Source organism: Enterobacter cloacae complex sp. IR5459 (assembly GCF_049238005.1).
In the GTDB taxonomy this organism is placed as follows: domain Bacteria; phylum Pseudomonadota; class Gammaproteobacteria; order Enterobacterales; family Enterobacteriaceae; genus Enterobacter; species Enterobacter hormaechei_C.
This window is the reverse complement of record NZ_JBMKIG010000003.1, coordinates 1-14,112: the sequence shown is the minus strand read 5'-3', so window position 1 is coordinate 14,112 and position 14,112 is coordinate 1. Positions and strand designations below refer to the sequence as shown.

Annotated in this window: 27 protein-coding genes; 13 read left to right on the top strand and 14 right to left on the bottom strand. The window is 51.7% G+C overall.

Annotated elements, in window-relative coordinates; all coding sequences use genetic code 11:
• Window positions 1-43: 43 nt before the first annotated feature.
• The 9 genes from ACOTX4_RS06595 to gamL all read right to left on the bottom strand — a co-directional run bounded on the left by ACOTX4_RS06595 (window position 44) and on the right by gamL (window position 5,592).
• Entirely contained in the window at window positions 44-286 is a 243-nt protein-coding gene (locus tag ACOTX4_RS06595) for an excisionase family protein (protein WP_023314410.1), read from the bottom strand.
• 60 nt (window positions 287-346) lie between these two features.
• Window positions 347-820 (bottom strand): hypothetical protein, encoded by a 474-nt coding sequence (locus tag ACOTX4_RS06590; protein ID WP_063938133.1) that lies wholly within the window; start codon window positions 818-820, stop codon window positions 347-349.
• 505 nt (window positions 821-1,325) lie between these two features.
• Window positions 1,326-1,544: a hypothetical protein gene (locus ACOTX4_RS06585; protein ID WP_063938132.1), complete on the bottom strand. Its 219-nt coding sequence runs from the start codon at window positions 1,542-1,544 to the stop codon at window positions 1,326-1,328.
• Entirely contained in the window at window positions 1,541-3,358 is a 1,818-nt protein-coding gene (locus ACOTX4_RS06580; RefSeq protein ID WP_074167789.1) for a phage N-6-adenine-methyltransferase, read from the bottom strand. The genes ACOTX4_RS06585 and ACOTX4_RS06580 overlap by 4 nt, the downstream gene beginning before the upstream one ends.
• A complete protein-coding gene (locus tag ACOTX4_RS06575) occupies window positions 3,355-3,507 on the bottom strand; it encodes a DUF1317 family protein (RefSeq protein ID WP_045330321.1) in 153 nt (50 codons plus the stop codon). The genes ACOTX4_RS06580 and ACOTX4_RS06575 overlap by 4 nt, the downstream gene beginning before the upstream one ends.
• Complete coding sequence (locus ACOTX4_RS06570; RefSeq protein WP_045330320.1) at window positions 3,504-3,932, bottom strand: hypothetical protein; 429 nt, start codon at window positions 3,930-3,932, stop codon at window positions 3,504-3,506. Before ACOTX4_RS06570 ends, ACOTX4_RS06575 begins: the two co-directional genes overlap by 4 nt.
• Entirely contained in the window at window positions 3,929-4,546 is a 618-nt protein-coding gene (locus ACOTX4_RS06565; protein ID WP_045330316.1) for a lambda exonuclease family protein, read from the bottom strand. Before ACOTX4_RS06565 ends, ACOTX4_RS06570 begins: the two co-directional genes overlap by 4 nt.
• Window positions 4,543-5,289: a phage recombination protein Bet gene (gene bet / locus ACOTX4_RS06560; protein ID WP_044856898.1), complete on the bottom strand. Its 747-nt coding sequence runs from the start codon at window positions 5,287-5,289 to the stop codon at window positions 4,543-4,545. Before bet ends, ACOTX4_RS06565 begins: the two co-directional genes overlap by 4 nt.
• Window positions 5,290-5,307: 18 nt before the next feature.
• Entirely contained in the window at window positions 5,308-5,592 is a 285-nt protein-coding gene (gamL, locus tag ACOTX4_RS06555; protein ID WP_045330311.1) for a host nuclease inhibitor GamL, read from the bottom strand.
• 134 nt (window positions 5,593-5,726) lie between these two features.
• Between gamL and ACOTX4_RS06550 the strand changes: the two genes are divergently transcribed.
• On the top strand, window positions 5,727-6,041 hold the full coding sequence (locus ACOTX4_RS06550; protein ID WP_045330309.1) for a hypothetical protein: 315 nt from the start codon (window positions 5,727-5,729) through the stop codon (window positions 6,039-6,041).
• Window positions 6,042-6,045: 4 nt separating this feature from the next.
• Here the strand turns inward: ACOTX4_RS06550 and ACOTX4_RS06545 are convergent, their stop codons facing one another.
• From ACOTX4_RS06545 to ACOTX4_RS06530, 4 genes are all read right to left on the bottom strand, one after another.
• The gene (locus tag ACOTX4_RS06545; RefSeq protein ID WP_045330306.1) at window positions 6,046-6,249 is read right to left on the bottom strand and encodes a phage encoded cell division inhibitor protein; all 204 of its coding nucleotides are present in this window, start codon (window positions 6,247-6,249) and stop codon (window positions 6,046-6,048) included.
• Window positions 6,249-6,410 (bottom strand): hypothetical protein, encoded by a 162-nt coding sequence (locus ACOTX4_RS06540; protein ID WP_045330303.1) that lies wholly within the window; start codon window positions 6,408-6,410, stop codon window positions 6,249-6,251. Before ACOTX4_RS06540 ends, ACOTX4_RS06545 begins: the two co-directional genes overlap by 1 nt.
• Window positions 6,411-6,568: 158 nt before the next feature.
• Window positions 6,569-7,120 (bottom strand): hypothetical protein, encoded by a 552-nt coding sequence (locus tag ACOTX4_RS06535; protein ID WP_200893551.1) that lies wholly within the window; start codon window positions 7,118-7,120, stop codon window positions 6,569-6,571.
• A gap of 375 nt (window positions 7,121-7,495) precedes the next feature.
• Entirely contained in the window at window positions 7,496-8,188 is a 693-nt protein-coding gene (locus ACOTX4_RS06530; RefSeq protein WP_023300413.1) for a LexA family transcriptional regulator, read from the bottom strand.
• 127 nt (window positions 8,189-8,315) lie between these two features.
• Here ACOTX4_RS06530 and ACOTX4_RS06525 point away from each other — a divergent pair, with 127 nt between their 5' ends.
• From ACOTX4_RS06525 to ACOTX4_RS06480, 10 genes are all read left to right on the top strand, one after another.
• Window positions 8,316-8,567: a transcriptional regulator gene (locus ACOTX4_RS06525; protein ID WP_001514164.1), complete on the top strand. Its 252-nt coding sequence runs from the start codon at window positions 8,316-8,318 to the stop codon at window positions 8,565-8,567.
• Window positions 8,568-8,596: 29 nt separating this feature from the next.
• Entirely contained in the window at window positions 8,597-9,139 is a 543-nt protein-coding gene (locus tag ACOTX4_RS06520) for a toxin YdaT domain-containing protein (RefSeq protein WP_045330296.1), read from the top strand.
• 85 nt (window positions 9,140-9,224) lie between these two features.
• Window positions 9,225-10,133, top strand: coding sequence for a replication protein (locus ACOTX4_RS06515; protein WP_063938131.1), 909 nt, complete (start codon window positions 9,225-9,227; stop codon window positions 10,131-10,133).
• Complete coding sequence (locus ACOTX4_RS06510) at window positions 10,130-10,819, top strand: replication protein P (protein WP_063938130.1); 690 nt, start codon at window positions 10,130-10,132, stop codon at window positions 10,817-10,819. Before ACOTX4_RS06515 ends, ACOTX4_RS06510 begins: the two co-directional genes overlap by 4 nt.
• Window position 10,820: 1 nt before the next feature.
• On the top strand, window positions 10,821-11,165 hold the full coding sequence (locus tag ACOTX4_RS06505; RefSeq protein WP_234979222.1) for an ArsR/SmtB family transcription factor: 345 nt from the start codon (window positions 10,821-10,823) through the stop codon (window positions 11,163-11,165).
• Entirely contained in the window at window positions 11,162-11,620 is a 459-nt protein-coding gene (locus ACOTX4_RS06500) for a hypothetical protein (protein WP_235831804.1), read from the top strand. The genes ACOTX4_RS06505 and ACOTX4_RS06500 overlap by 4 nt, the downstream gene beginning before the upstream one ends.
• A 109-nt stretch (window positions 11,621-11,729) precedes the next feature.
• Window positions 11,730-11,930 carry a hypothetical protein gene (locus ACOTX4_RS06495; protein ID WP_059585489.1) on the top strand — a complete coding sequence of 67 codons (201 nt, stop codon included), beginning with the start codon at window positions 11,730-11,732 and terminating at the stop codon, window positions 11,928-11,930.
• A gap of 7 nt (window positions 11,931-11,937) precedes the next feature.
• Window positions 11,938-12,246 carry an ead/Ea22-like family protein gene (locus ACOTX4_RS06490; protein ID WP_074167792.1) on the top strand — a complete coding sequence of 103 codons (309 nt, stop codon included), beginning with the start codon at window positions 11,938-11,940 and terminating at the stop codon, window positions 12,244-12,246.
• The gene (locus ACOTX4_RS06485) at window positions 12,243-12,740 is read left to right on the top strand and encodes a hypothetical protein (RefSeq protein WP_063938128.1); all 498 of its coding nucleotides are present in this window, start codon (window positions 12,243-12,245) and stop codon (window positions 12,738-12,740) included. The genes ACOTX4_RS06490 and ACOTX4_RS06485 overlap by 4 nt, the downstream gene beginning before the upstream one ends.
• A 4-nt stretch (window positions 12,741-12,744) precedes the next feature.
• Complete coding sequence (locus ACOTX4_RS06480) at window positions 12,745-13,071, top strand: DUF551 domain-containing protein (protein WP_063938127.1); 327 nt, start codon at window positions 12,745-12,747, stop codon at window positions 13,069-13,071.
• 33 nt (window positions 13,072-13,104) lie between these two features.
• On the opposite strand, the gene ACOTX4_RS06475 is transcribed toward ACOTX4_RS06480, so the two are convergent.
• Entirely contained in the window at window positions 13,105-13,452 is a 348-nt protein-coding gene (locus tag ACOTX4_RS06475) for a hypothetical protein (RefSeq protein ID WP_063938125.1), read from the bottom strand.
• Window positions 13,453-13,507: 55 nt separating this feature from the next.
• Between ACOTX4_RS06475 and ACOTX4_RS06470 the strand changes: the two genes are divergently transcribed.
• Window positions 13,508-13,750: a DNA polymerase III subunit theta gene (locus ACOTX4_RS06470; RefSeq protein ID WP_063938123.1), complete on the top strand. Its 243-nt coding sequence runs from the start codon at window positions 13,508-13,510 to the stop codon at window positions 13,748-13,750.
• A 4-nt stretch (window positions 13,751-13,754) separates the two neighbouring features.
• Complete coding sequence (locus ACOTX4_RS06465; protein ID WP_063938121.1) at window positions 13,755-13,949, top strand: hypothetical protein; 195 nt, start codon at window positions 13,755-13,757, stop codon at window positions 13,947-13,949.
• The last annotated feature ends 163 nt before the right edge of the window (window positions 13,950-14,112 follow it).

The window sequence follows — 14,112 nt, the reverse complement described above, 5'->3', positions numbered from 1 at the left end:
CCTCCTGACGTCCAAGAGCCCGCTAAGCATAAACGGATCTTCATTAGCGCGCACCTGGCTGTTTCTTTGACATGCTCTCAACCCACTGGTCGACAGCCTTGCGGTTGTACATGCATTCACTGTTTTTCTTCGGCACGCCGTCCGGGGAAACATGCAGATATTCCCGTCCGACCATCCAACATTTTTTGCGTGCCCGCTCGATAGTGCCAGGGCGAAGGCCGGTAATCTCGACGAGCTTTTCTTCTGTTACCCAGTCGTTGGGCACGATTAAGGTCATTTCGCTCATGGGTGTCTCCAGGCAATAAAAAACCGCCACTATGGGCGGTTTATTTTCAAACTCTAAATTTCACCGTAACTGTTTTTTATAGAAGTCTGATATGGAAAGCATTTTTTCTAATGGTACGACATTAGAAAATTCTTTATTTTTCCCATCAATCTTTAAATCTTCGAATATGGAAGGGTGGAGGGAGCATACGAAGTACTCCTTGAAGTTAATTTTCTTCACATTGTTGATGTTTACAAAGAAATCATACTTCAGAAGGTGTTTGTAGCGTTTATCAATTCTTTTAATATCTGCAATGGAAAGATAAAGCAAAGAAATTATTCTAAGTGTCTCTCCAATGTTTTCCTCTTTTAAAGGCACTTTATAATTATGTCTTACGACAATTTCATTACATTCATCTACTTTTTTTGTGAGTGAGTCAATAATTTGCTTATCTAAAGCATCACTTCTATTTTGATAACCTACATAAGCATTTATTGCAGCGGCTATTGCTGCGCAAGAGGCTGCAATAGCTGAGAAAGTAGCGGGCTCTAACATTGATCTTCTCTATTTATGGATGAAAATATGCAGTTTACTATAACCATTACCTTATATGAATGTAAGCATGCTTACAACTACTCATAAAGATATTAATATGATGTTTTTATTCAAGTTAGGGCTGCTTATCTTGTCACTTCCAAATCCCATGGTATAGCAGGGGTAGGATATTTATCAGGATATCAAGCGATGATTACCCGATTGTACGTTGCGTTTAGGTTGGAAAACGGTAATGGTCTGTTCGTGCGTCATTTCTTCAAGAGCACTGACTTGATCGATTATTCGTTCATGTTTACACCCAGCTTCCCTGTCACGTTGCGTATAACGGCGCTTAAACGTAATGCCTGCAGGCGCCGATCAACGAAGCGGTAGGGGTATGATTTCCCTTTCGCAGTGGCTATGCATTCTGATTCATTTAAAACATCTCGGACGTAAATCTTATTTAAAGGGATTGGATTATCGCCGATTTTGTTGAGGATTAGACCATCCAGTTCTATATGTTTGCTCATTGCTCGGCTCCAAACCGCCCGTTAAGGCGGCCAGTTTTGACGACGAACTCCAGGAGGCTAACTCCCAGAGCTTCAATTTTCTTATGATGCTTGTTGATGGTGGGAGGCACCGTTTCGTTCCAGTTAGGCTTTGGCTTCTTGCGCATGGCCTGCTGGATTTCTTCGGTGCAGCGGCGGCAGGCGGCGCGGATGGCATTGTCTGTTTCTGGCGTCATGCGGCCTCTCGGCGGGCGAGAAGTTTCGCCCCGAAAGCCATAAGCTCGTCCCGGTCCACAGTTGCGAAGTGGCAGTGTGTGCGCGGGTACGGTCGCCAGATGATAAGCATCGACCCTTTGTTGTTGCCGCTTACCGGCTTACCGGTGACCGGGTTGACAAATGCCAGCCGCCCGGCGGTGATAAAGCGAACTTCGCTGGCGGTCTGGATAGCTTCCTTGAACCAGCCAACCGAAGTGTCTGCCGGTACCAGCATGACCGTGCCGATCTGATTGGCGCTCTCTGAGGCAGCCTTCTTAACGAACGGCGTGATGTCACTATATGGTGGGTTCAGCCAGACGTAGCCAGGAACATTCAGGTAATCAGCCCAGGGCGTTTGCAGCGTGTTCTGCTCGGCGGTGATGAACTTCCGGCATAGCGCGTTATGCGGCGCTGCTGCGGCATCAAGCTGGAAGCAGAACTCAGCATCAAGGGAAGCGAAGAGGGCTGGTGGAGTACGCCAGAGATCGCGTTGGTCTGGCGGGGTTTTACTTCCGCCATAATCACCATTCGTCTTCTCGATTGGAAGCGCTGCGGCGATGCGCTCTCCGATCCATCGCATTACCGGTACCGCCATGCTGTTACCGATCGCTTTATAGCGTGGCCCGTCCGGGCATTCGGTAGCATCCTTCCCGCGCCAGCCAATCAGAGTGTGATTATCTGGAAAGCCCTGAAGGCGCTCGCACTCAATCGGTGTTAGGCGGCGAACCTGCATACCCCACCCGATAGCTCCGACCCCCATACCAGCGCGACCGCCATTCGGTGTCAAAAGCGCGTTGGCAGTTCCGTCATTTCTCACTTCGATCGTGCTCCCTTCTGACCGACCACGGATTGCCAATTTGAATGGTTCAGTAACTATCGCGTTTTCCTGTCCGTTGTTGCGTCCGAGCGTGTGCGCAAGTTCTCGGTTGGTATCTGGATCCTGCGTGCCGTGCACTGCAAAAGTCTCAGTATCAAAATCCAACCTGATCCCATGCGCGGTGCAGGCGGTCGCCACATCAATATGACCGGCAGTATTGCCACCGCCAAAAGCAATCAGGTGTCCAGCTTGTGCCTGATTGTCATCTGCGCCACACGTTCCAACGCCTCGTGCAGTAAGGGCGGCAACAGCCTTTTGCGTTTCTCGGCGCGGCGCAGTATCCCGGCGCACGCTGTCGAACTCAAAAAGTACTTCTGCGGGATCGAATCCTTTTCGAGCACTTGCGACAACGAACACACGGCGGCGTCGTTGGGCCACTCCGAAAAATTGAGCATCAAGGACGCGCCAGGCGATAACCCTTTCTGGTCCAGACACACAACCAGCGTGCGTCCATTTTCCCCCTGCTGGCTGCAACTCACTACTTTCTCCGGCAAGTCCTGCCAGAAAGCACCCGAAGGCATTGTCTTTGCTGCTGAGCACGCCGGGGACGTTTTCCCAGACGATGATTGCTTCCGGCTCACCGCGTTCGCGGCGCTTTGCGTCGATTGCATTGGCTAATTCCACGTAAGAGAGGGTTAACTGGCCGCGGTCGTCAGACAGGCCTTCACGTAAGCCTGCGATACTGAATGCCTGGCAGGGCGTGCCACCGACAAGAGCATCAGGCGCTTCGACATCACCAGCGCGCACCGCATCGGCGATTTTGGTCATGTCGCCGAGGTTGGTTACTTCCGGCCAGTGATGGGCGAGGACAGCAGAGGGGAAGGGTTCGATTTCAGAGAACCAGGCGGGTTTCCAGCCGAGAGGTTCCCACGCTTTACTGGCAGCTTCGATGCCGCTGCACACGCTTCCGTATTTCATGCCGCCTCCTGCCTTTCCCGATATTCCTCAGCGAGCCGCTGCGCCTTTAGTGGATTGCTGACCACTTCACCCCATGGCATTAGCCAGCCGTTACCAGTGAAGGAAAGGCGTAGTGTGCCAACCATGATGTCGTCGTGAGCGTGAGTCATAGGATGGACTCCATTTCGTCGATGTAGAGGCCCTGAGCAATGAGGCGGCGACGGCGTGCGGCACGCGCTATGCACTCCTGCCGTCTACCTTCCTGCGATTGCTCTATGGCGCGCCGGGTGAACAGCCGTGATTTACCTTGCGGCGTAACAACTTTAGGTTTTGTGACTAAGTCGAATGTCCGGTCGCAAATGCCGTCCTCGTTCAGCCATTTTTTCGACTCAACTATCTGAGCTATCTGTCCGGAGCCGCGGGTAATGCCGTTGGCTACCCGGTTAAACTCGATGAGCGTTACGCCAAACTTCTCGGCGATTTCGCTGCCGGTTACCGGGCGGCCGCGCGTCTGAATCATCCAGATAACGCGTTCACGGAGGCCGGAGAATTGCCCGGTTCGCCCGGGCCTGCGGTAAAAGGGTGTGCGTTTCATGCTGCACGCTCTGTGATTTTCTGAATTTCAGATTCCAGATCTGCAATGAAGCTCTTAACCTCAGACTCGATTTCGCGCGCCAGCTCTTCATCGAAATGAATGCGCTTCTTGAAATAGGCGAGGTCAGGCGGCAGGCGATCATCGAAACTAACGAAATCACACCATTTCCGCCCGGTGCACATCATCTGCGCATGCATTTGCAGCATGTACTGGCGTTTTGGCTCGCCAGTTTTCAGCGTTTCAAGATGTGTCCAGGTGTTGGGGCATTTGATTTCGATAAGCCCGTCGTCGTTAACAAGTCCGTCCGGGCTGGCTGCGAATCCGGGTATGTTTGGGTGATCAATGAGTCCAACTTCAGTGATTTCTGCATCGAACTCATTCAGCGCGTACATTTCGCGCGCCACTGGCTCAAGTTCAGTGCCGCGCATCATCGCGGCATTCGAAAAACCTTCCTCCAGCTTCCCGGTCAGCCGTTGGCAAATCAGCTCGGCCATGTAGTTCTGGCGGCTGGTGGAGTAGCCAGACTTAGTCCGGGCCATGACATCAGCCAGGCGACTGGCTGTGACCTTGCCGCAGCGCGCAGCAAACCATTCAGGGGTGCGTTGCTCCATCATTCAGCCTCCGTCTCTGCGACATTGACAGGTTCGGCGTTGTCGACAGCAAGACTCATGTCATACATGCGTCGCTTCTCAACTGCGCCGATTACCTGCTTCTCTTCAGCGCTCAGCGCCACCCAGAACTCCTGATACTTAACGGTTCCAAGGCGTGCGGCAGACTCACCTTTTGCGATCAGATCCGGGCGACGGCTATCTGATTCATGACCCGCATGAACCTCTGCCGTTGTTCCTTCAATCACTCGCTCTGCCTCGTCCTGGTCGAAGATGCCAGCGAAACCAAAGGCCAGACGCGCGCACTGGATCAGCGTCTTGTGGCGAAGCATGCGGGTAGGGTGGGACTGCCATGGCTGAGTGTTGCGTTTGCACTCGCCCATGTACTCGGTGACGATTGTCGGGTGCTTGCGGTCTTTGCGGTAAATCTTGCAGGTGCACGCGCCTTCCTCCTTGTCGTATGAGAACTCCATGCCGTCAAACTGGGGGTGTTCGTTAATAATGCGAGCCCATCCATCAACGCCGACTACTGGGACAATCCCGCCTTTATCTGGGAATGCGTAAATCTCTTTGGTCCATGGGTTCAGGCCATACTGGTTGGCGACGATCAGTAGGGCTGTAAACTGCTCGTCCGTGACGTTGCCACCTTTGAAAGCTGTATTCTTCAGCGTATTCATCAGGTCTGTACCGGCATCCATGCCTAGGCGTGCGGCCAGTTTCCCGGCCATGGTGGAAAGTGCAGTACTCATTGTTAAATCCCTCAAAAATTAAAACGGGCAGCCGGTACGGTGTTCCCAGTCGTATTCCGCCTGGGCGTAAGCAACTGCCGAAATGAAATCGTTGTAGGCCTCGCCAGCTTTATCGCTGCGAAGTCCTTCGTATGGGCTGGAGTCAATCGGGATCGTGAAGTGGAAGAGGCCGGACGGCTCATTTGGCATCATGTCGATGATTTGCTGTGCCCTGTCGTCGATCCACTTCTCCTTCTCGTCGGTGAGCTGCTGCTCAACCCAGCGCCGTTCTTCGATTCGGTCGTAAGTGAGGTATGCGTTCATGGCTGAACTCCTGAAATTTGGATGTGCAGATCCCGGCTGTGTGAAGCCAGCCCGGTATTTCAATGTGAAACTTGATTAAACAGCGATACAGATCAGAATGAATGAAGCGCAGCGGCAACAAGCAAGGTGACTAAATGCTGATTAATAAAAAACTGACAACACCGATGTACCCGACCATAGAGATGGGCAAACGCTCCAAGCGTAATCATTGGTTTGTGAGAGAAAAGGGAAGTGACCAGCCGCACGATCAGTCATGGTATGACTGGTGGAAGTCACGATCGCTTGGCTTAGGCAAGAATGGTCATATTGCGTGGCGTTCTACGTGTATCGCAAGAAACGCACCTGACCCATTCAATCCGCCGGATTCTTTCGAGGTCGACTTCCTGGCACCTGACGGCAAGCTGTATCATCTGGAATTTAAGCTTGCTCCTCACGGCCCAAACAAATAATGGGTTAATGGCTCAATCCGCCGCCGCGGCCATCAAGATATACCTCAACCAGAAGATCTCTGGTGAAGGTGCGCTCACAGCCGCGGTGAAGATAGAGCTTTCCGCGTTTGTTGGCTGATGCCGTCCACATGCCGTCTTTGTGCTTAACCAACATGCCAGGCCGAACTGCTCCGCGGTTAACTTCAACATATCCGTAGTGGTGCATCATTATTTACCCTCCACCTGAGCCAGTAAGCCAGCAACGTGCATCTGCCAGCGGTTCAGCGTGACCTGCTCTCGCGGATTGGAGAGCGACGTTAGCCGCCATTCGTTATCGTTCATGGCACAGCGCTTTACGGTGTACTGCTTGCCGTTGTGGGTGACTGTCATAAATCCTCTTGGCCTTATCGCGGCGAACGGAACGGTTAATACAAGACTTCAACGCATTTATTCAGTGTTTCAATGGGCAGTGGATGGCCGCCGGTTGTCATAACTAAGCCGCCTCGGTGAAGCGACTGAGTTATGAAAAAACCCGCCGTGGCGGGTCTTCAGAAATAGTCTTTGTGGTCGTGCATCGCTCGCTGGAGGATCACCTTTGCATCTTCAAAGCTGGCAGATTCAAAAGCCTCTCTTATGGCCTTAGCCAGGCAAGTCGCATCGCTTTCATAGTCATCAGCTCTGCTTTCCCAGTTTGATGCCTCTTCTTCAGCCTCATAAAGGCGATCGCCATACTCGCACTCGAGTTCCTGGCGCACTTCATCACGAAGCTTCTCCTTGATGATTTCGGAGGCTTCTTCAATCGGCATTGTTTCCAGAATCGTCTCTGGCTGATGAGTGCCGTATTTCAGTGAGATGTCAGTAGCAAACATGCAACCTCCAAAAAAATGCCCGCGCGCTGGCGGGCCAAGAAGACTTTTCCAATCCAACCAGAACAGGATCATCGTCTCCTGTGCGGTTGAGATGGCAGTATTACCATCACCAAGCATCGGCGCCCGGTGCTTGAGGTTGGCTCTGTAGTTACCCGCTGATGCGGGAGAAATGCTTTGGTGCTGGCTCCCCACAATGAAGCGGGGAAGGTCGTCGTCGCCTTGGTGAGCCATTACCTCACCAACTAGCTGATAACCGTCTGCCAGCCCAAAACATTCCAGTTACGCACCATTGCCGCTCTCCCTGAGCCCGCCGGGCGTCCGACGCATGGTTTACTGTCGCGCCGTTCGACTGACCAAACCTCCACTTCGCCGCTGGCTAACTTCGCTCAGCTGTCGATGTCTCGTTTCGATGAGCTAACAATAGCTAAAGCGATTATTTGAGTCAATCGCCAAAACGATATTTACCATCGATAAAGCGATAATTCATTGAATGTTAAAGCGATATTTTTTTATTTTCTGAAGAAAAAAGTGATAAGGATTTGGTTTTTAGAAGGGTTGAGAAAGAGAGGATGGATCTGCGGACAATAAAAAACCCGCCAAAGCGGGTTATGCGAATCGTTTATAGTCGACTGACTGTCTGAGTAGTACCTTTGCCATGACGTAGAACGCGTCCTCGTCCTCTGGCTCAACGTACCACTTCTCGTAAATGGGGTTGTCGGATATTACTGCCAGACGGTCACGCTGCATCTGAAGTCGCTTAACATGCAGTGTTTTGCCGAAGACGAAGACATATACCCCGTCACCATCAAAATGCGTAACGCCGGTATCAACGAAGATCTGATCTCCAGGCGAAATGGTGCCATCCATACTGTCACCATTAACGGTAATGACCTTAACGTGTGTAGCTGGCCGGTTGCCAAAGAGCGCTCGCGCCTGCTCATTCGTGTATTCGATGGCCCGGATAGTTTCAATGAAATCGCTGGTGACCAGTGTGCCCGGCCCAGCACTGGCTTTAACGTCGAGTACATCCACGCGATAAATCCCATTCAGTGACGGCTTAACCTGGTATAGCGCAGTTGACTCCCTGGCGCCACCGGCAGCCATTTCCCCCTCACCAGTAGAAAGCCATTCAGGGCGAACACCAAGTACAGAGGCAATCTCAACGGTTTTTCGAGAGCCTTTAGCATTCTTTAGTAACTTATTTACGCTGGACTGAGCCATGTCGACCTCTTTAGCTAATCGACCCTGTGTATATCCAGCGTTTTCCATTGCCTGCGCTAAGCGCTCCGAGAATCCCATATTCACCTCTGTTAATGACTTCTTTAACTCTATCGCTCAAGCGATTATTTAGCAAAAAATCGCCTATGCGATTGACATTCGCTAAAGTGATAACCATAATCGCTTTAAACTGATAGCTGAGGTGATTATGAAGACCCCAACAGTAGAGAAGAACTCCGCAGTAGAGAAAGCGATCGCCATCGCTGGCAGCCAGAAAGAACTGGCAAAACGTTGCGGCAAAGCCCAGTCCACTATCTGTGACTGGCTTAACGGAAAGAAACGCATCTCCCCGGTTCACGTTCCTGAACTGGTGAAAGCGGTTGGTGGTGAAATCCAGGCTCACGAATTCCGCCCGGACCTGCCGTCCATCTTTCCACACCCTGACAACCATGCCGCTTAACGGCGGCCCTAACCACGAAAGGGAAAGCAATGCATTCACTTGCGTATCAACACAATACCGGAATACACCCGGGAGCGGTGATAAACCGCGCTCAAGCCAAAGCGGCTCCGGACCACGAAAAGATCCGCGATGCGGTCCGGGCATGGGCTTCGACGCTGGACAATCAGGACGTGGTGTCAGCGCTGATCATCAACGAATACCGGGAGCAGGGCGGGACCGCCATCAGCTTTCCGGAAGACATTAGCCGGGCGCGCCAGAAGCTTTTTCGCTTTCTGGATAACCGTTTCGACTCCGAACAGTACCGCGAGAACGTTCGGCAGCTGACACCGGCAATCATGGCGGTCCTGCCATTGGAGTACCGGCACCGCCTTCTTCCAGAAGACAGCTTTATGTCCCGCTTAGCGCGACTTGAGAAGGAAACGAGCGAGGCGAAAGTTGCCGTTGCGATGAACGCCCCGCGTCACCAGAAGCTCAAGGAACTCAGTGAGGGGATTGTAGAGATGTTCCGTGTCGACCCTGACCTGACCGCGCCGCTGATGGCCATGGTCACTTCGATGCTGGGGGTTATGTGAGAGCTACAGAAATGGCGAAAGCCGGTCTGCGCGAACAGAACCGACTTTCTGGTGCAAATCGTGTGTACTCATTGCAGGAGTAAGTATGTCAAACACCGCTGAAATTATCAATTTCCCAAACAAAACCGAACATCCGGGAGGTCGTATGGCCGACCTGTCGAACGGGTATACCAAGGTCGCTAACGAGATCCAACAGCTTAAGCCTCGCCTGAGACTGTCAGGCCGGGAATGGCAATGTTTTGAGGCGGTGATCTGGCTTACCTACGGCTGGAACAAGAAACAGGACCGCGTGACAAATACGGTTATTGCTGAGCTTACGGGCCTGAGCGATACGCATGTATCTGACGCGCTTAAGTCTCTCGCAGAACGCAAAATCATCTTTTCACAGAAGCAGGGCATGATGAAAATCGTCGGTGTAAACACTGACCTTTCAGCATGGATTTTAGACAAACCGGAAACGGGAAGAAAATTCCCGAAAACGGGAAAATCCTTCCCGAAATCAGGAATAACCTTCCCGAAAACGGTAGACACCCAATACAAGAACAAGAACAGTATTAAAAGATCTTCGTCCGAGAATTCTGACGAATCCTCTGACGCACGTCTGAAGAAATTTTTGTCAACTCATCCTGAAGCTGCGGTCTACACACCATCCGGTGCGAAGTGGGGCTCTGCTGAAGACCTCGAGACAGCTAAGTGGATTTCCTCCAGGGTGAAGCTGATTAACCCAACCTGCAAAGCCCCGGACATGACCTCCTGGTCTAACACCGTTCGCCTGATGCGCCAGATAGACAACCGGTCGCACCAGGACATCTGCGCGCTGTATGACTGGGCAAGCAAACACCACTTCTGGCAGACCAACATCCTGAGCCCTGAAAGCCTGCGTAAGCAGTGGGACAAGCTGACGATGCAGCGCAACGCCGGAGGTGAGCAGCGTGCCGCCAAGCCGGATCTGGACTTCAACAACACTGACTGGGCCTACGGGGTGATTCGATGAAATCTCTTGCAGAGCAGATGCGTAACCACGACCGCGAGCAGATGAGCCTCATGGCCCATAACCTGCCAGAGCAGTACCAGGAGCGAGCGCCGGTCGAGCAGGTGGCTCAAGTGTTCAACGGTCTTTTCAACCAACTGCGTGCCGCGTTCCCGGCCAGCATGGCGAACTTCCGCACCCAGGACGACCTGAACGAATTCCGCCGTCAGTGGCTGCTGGCGTTTCAGGAGAACGGGATCCACTCAATGGCGCAAGTCGATGCCGGTATGCGCATTGCCCGCCGCCAGGAGCGCCCATTCCTGCCGTCGCCGGGCCAGTTCGTCGCATGGTGCAAACAAAGTGGCGGGGCGCTGGGAATCAACGTTGACCAGGTGATCGCCGAATACTGGGACTGGCGTAACCGTTCGTTCGAGTTCACTTCCAGTGAGCAATTCCCCTGGTCGCAGCCGGTCATGTACCACATCTGCGTTGAACTGCGCCACCGCAGCACAGAGCGCCAGTTGACTCATGGTGAACTGGCACGCGAGGCGGGCGAACTGCTGGACATGTGGGAGAAGCGCGTCACCGAAGGTAAGCCAGTGCCGCCGGTACGCCGGGCGATTGCAGCACCGGCTGCCGAGCACGGGCCGACGCCGATCCAGCTGCTTCAGGCCAAGTACAATCGCAACAAGTCGAACGGGATGGTGTGAGATGACCATAACAATCCGTGGGCAGATTCTTGCAGCCCTGCGTAATAACCCGGGCCTGAATAGTGCTCGCATTGCCACCATGATCGGCATGACCACCAAAAAGATTTCCGGCCCGTTAAGCACGTTGTTTGCAGACGGCCTGATCGAGTTCGAAGGTAAGCATGGCCAGCGGCTGTATCGTCTGACCAGCTACGGCATGAAATACGCACCGGAAACCATACCGGCGATGCCGAAGGGTAATTCGAAGCTGGTGAAGCGTACAGAGACGAACGTGATCTGCCAGGAGTGTCTTAACAGTCCGGCGATGAAGCGAGTATTGATGGTTTGGGGGAGGGTAGGGGTATGACAAACGTAAGCGTAGTGGAAAAAATGGCTGAATTAATGCAGCAGATGGAAGAGAACTCGCCGCGAGTAGCTGCTTTCCAGTATTGCCTGAAACAGGTTGCGGAAAAAGTGGAAGAGGCAGAAAAGCGCAATGCGGAGCTTCAAGCAAGATGTGAGGCGCTGGCTGCGGAGAATGCACTTCTGAAAAAATCGGAGCCAGCACCATTCAGTAAGCTGATGATGGAGGCGCTTGATGTTTATCAGACGGGCGCTGATGAAGTGCCGGAGCTGGCAATGCTGAGCGCATATAAAAAATTGCGAGATGGGCTAAAAACCCCAGCGACCGACGCTTTCCTGGCTGAAGTGCGAGCCAGCGGCATAGACCAATGGATTGCCAGCAGAAATGGTCGGTGGAATGGAACAACAGCAGAGGCTGAAAGGTTCGCCGCCCAGCTTCGCAAAGGAGTGCAGTCATGATTACTGGAACCTCTTATTACGACGAAGTGCCGGTAGTGCCCTGCAAGATATGCGGAGGTTATTACAAGGCTGATGAGCCAGAACTGCATACTTGCGAGGAGCGCGACGAATGAAAGATGAAGATTTAGACCGCTGCCCGCGCTGCAAAGAGGATATGTGGAAAGGACAGCAGCTGTGCCGTAACTGCCAGCATGAAGATGATATGGAAGAATGGCCTGGTGGTGAAGGCATAGAGTGCGATATCTGCGGACACATAAGCGCAGACCCGGAAGGTCGCCACTTTTGCAGTGAGGATAATAACGATGAATAGCCGCCCAATGAGCAACATCGACAAACAGTCGCTGCGCCAAACAGCAGAGAAAGCTCAAGAGCATGGCGTGTTCAACATGGACATACATTCACAAACCGTGCTGGCGCTGCTGGATGAGCTGGAAGCCAAAGACCAGAGGATTGCTGAGCTGGAGGCGCGGGAGGTTGTACTTCCACAGCGCTATAGCATGTTGCATCGCGTCGATTTCGATGAGCCGTATCACACGGAAATGGTTTACAAGCAGCATCAGGTGCTTGAGGCACTGCACGATGCTGGAGTCAACGTCGCCGCAGACGCTAAAGGAGCAGCATCATGATTACCCTTACCAAAGAATGGCTAATGAAGACAATCGCGGAGCTTGAAGAAGAGCGCGATGCTGTGCCAGGCGCAGTAAACGAAGATGCGGCAATGGCGCTGGCGGCGATGAAACTAGCGCTGGCATCGCTCGAAGCGGAGCCTGTGATTACCGTTGGCGATGATGGTGGTGATGCACTCGCGTACCGCCGTCTTATTCAAAATTTTGCACCAGGAACGAAATTATACACTTCCGCCCCACCGCAACCATTGGAATGCGAACCTGTAGCGGAAATTGTAGCCTGGCGTAAAGAAGAGCGTACCTGCGATATACGCCTGTGCCGTTTTGACCTTGAACCTGGTCCGCTGTTTGCTATGCCGCAACTGGTTATGAAAAACCATCAAATTAGCGATTTAGTAAACGAGTTGCACGATATAGCCGTGGAGTACAACGGTACTATTCAGCTACGCGATCGCATTGCCAGAGCCATCCGTACATCACTTAGGAAAGGATAAAATCATGAATATCGAAGTAATGAAATTAGTTCGTGACAACATAAAAATGGGTAGCGTACTTAGCTTTACTGAAGTGATGATAATTCAGCAGGCCATGGACGCTGCCATGCTTCAGGGTGCCGATGGCAACTCTCCGGTGATTCCGGATGGTTGGGTGGCTTGCAGTGAGCGGATGCCTGAGAAAGCTGATGAAGTTTTGTGCGCCAAAGAATTCGATGGTCCAGGTGATTGGCGCCAAAAGGTTGGTTATTACTTATCGGGGAAATGGACGGTGTATAGCGCATCATGGACTCCGACCCACTGGATGCCACTGCCAGCAGCACCGCATTAGGATGCTCTAAAGGCGGCCACATGCCGCCTTTTTTTAAAGTTGCGACAGCATTTTTAATACATCCTCAGGTTTAGTGCTGTTGCTTAAGCTAAATAAAACCTCGCCTTTTGCTGAGTCACCCCTTATTTCTATTTCAAGAGTATCGTGGTTGTATGAAATTGCGTATTTTTTGTTGGTATCTTCGTTTTTCCACCACACCATATTAGCAAGGCTGCCTTTATGGGTTCTAATTTCTATAGAGCCAGGCATCGCTTTCCATATGACGCCGCCAATTAGCGTAAGGGCAACTACACCAACATTTTTAGCGTGATGTTCGGAGCGTTCCATTACTCCTTGGGCATACTGGTGTAGAATTTCTATATCCTTTGCCTTAATGGCCATGTCATTTTCCTTATGATGATATGTCTGAAGTTGAGGACTTCTGAGAGACTTTATCATGTCAGAAACCAACATAGCATCAAAGAGCCAGGAAGAATGTGAAAAGGTCAATGATGACCTCGCGGCCTCTGGAGTAGTGTACAGAGAGCGCCTGAACATGCTGGTTATCCCCCAAGTGGTGATGCGCGAAAAACCAGAGCATCTGCGGGATTACTTCCTTGAGCGCCTGAAGTTTTATCGAGAGAAGTCGATAAGTTTACCAAAGGCAACTGATCCGCTTTATTTAAACAAAGAGGAGTGAAGTAATGGATGAGTTCGAGTCATATGTAAGGTATTGGGAAGGTAGAAAAATCGAAGAACATGAGCGTCAACTCAACGATCTTCTTAGAAGAGAAACAGCCATTTCTCAAGGAGATACTGAGCAAGAACGATTGGGTATCATTGGCAAACAAATAAATTACCATAGTGAAATTATTAATAAATCTCGCTTCAATAACTAAAAGTCAGTATTTGATTTTCCATAATCAACCCGCCATAATCATGTCATCGGAGCCTGAACAACTCCGGTGACTTCTGCGCATTTAAGGGGACTTAAATGCGACCACAATCTGAAATCCTCACCTTGTCACAGATGCAGAAATGCACCTGCGATTTTATGCATTC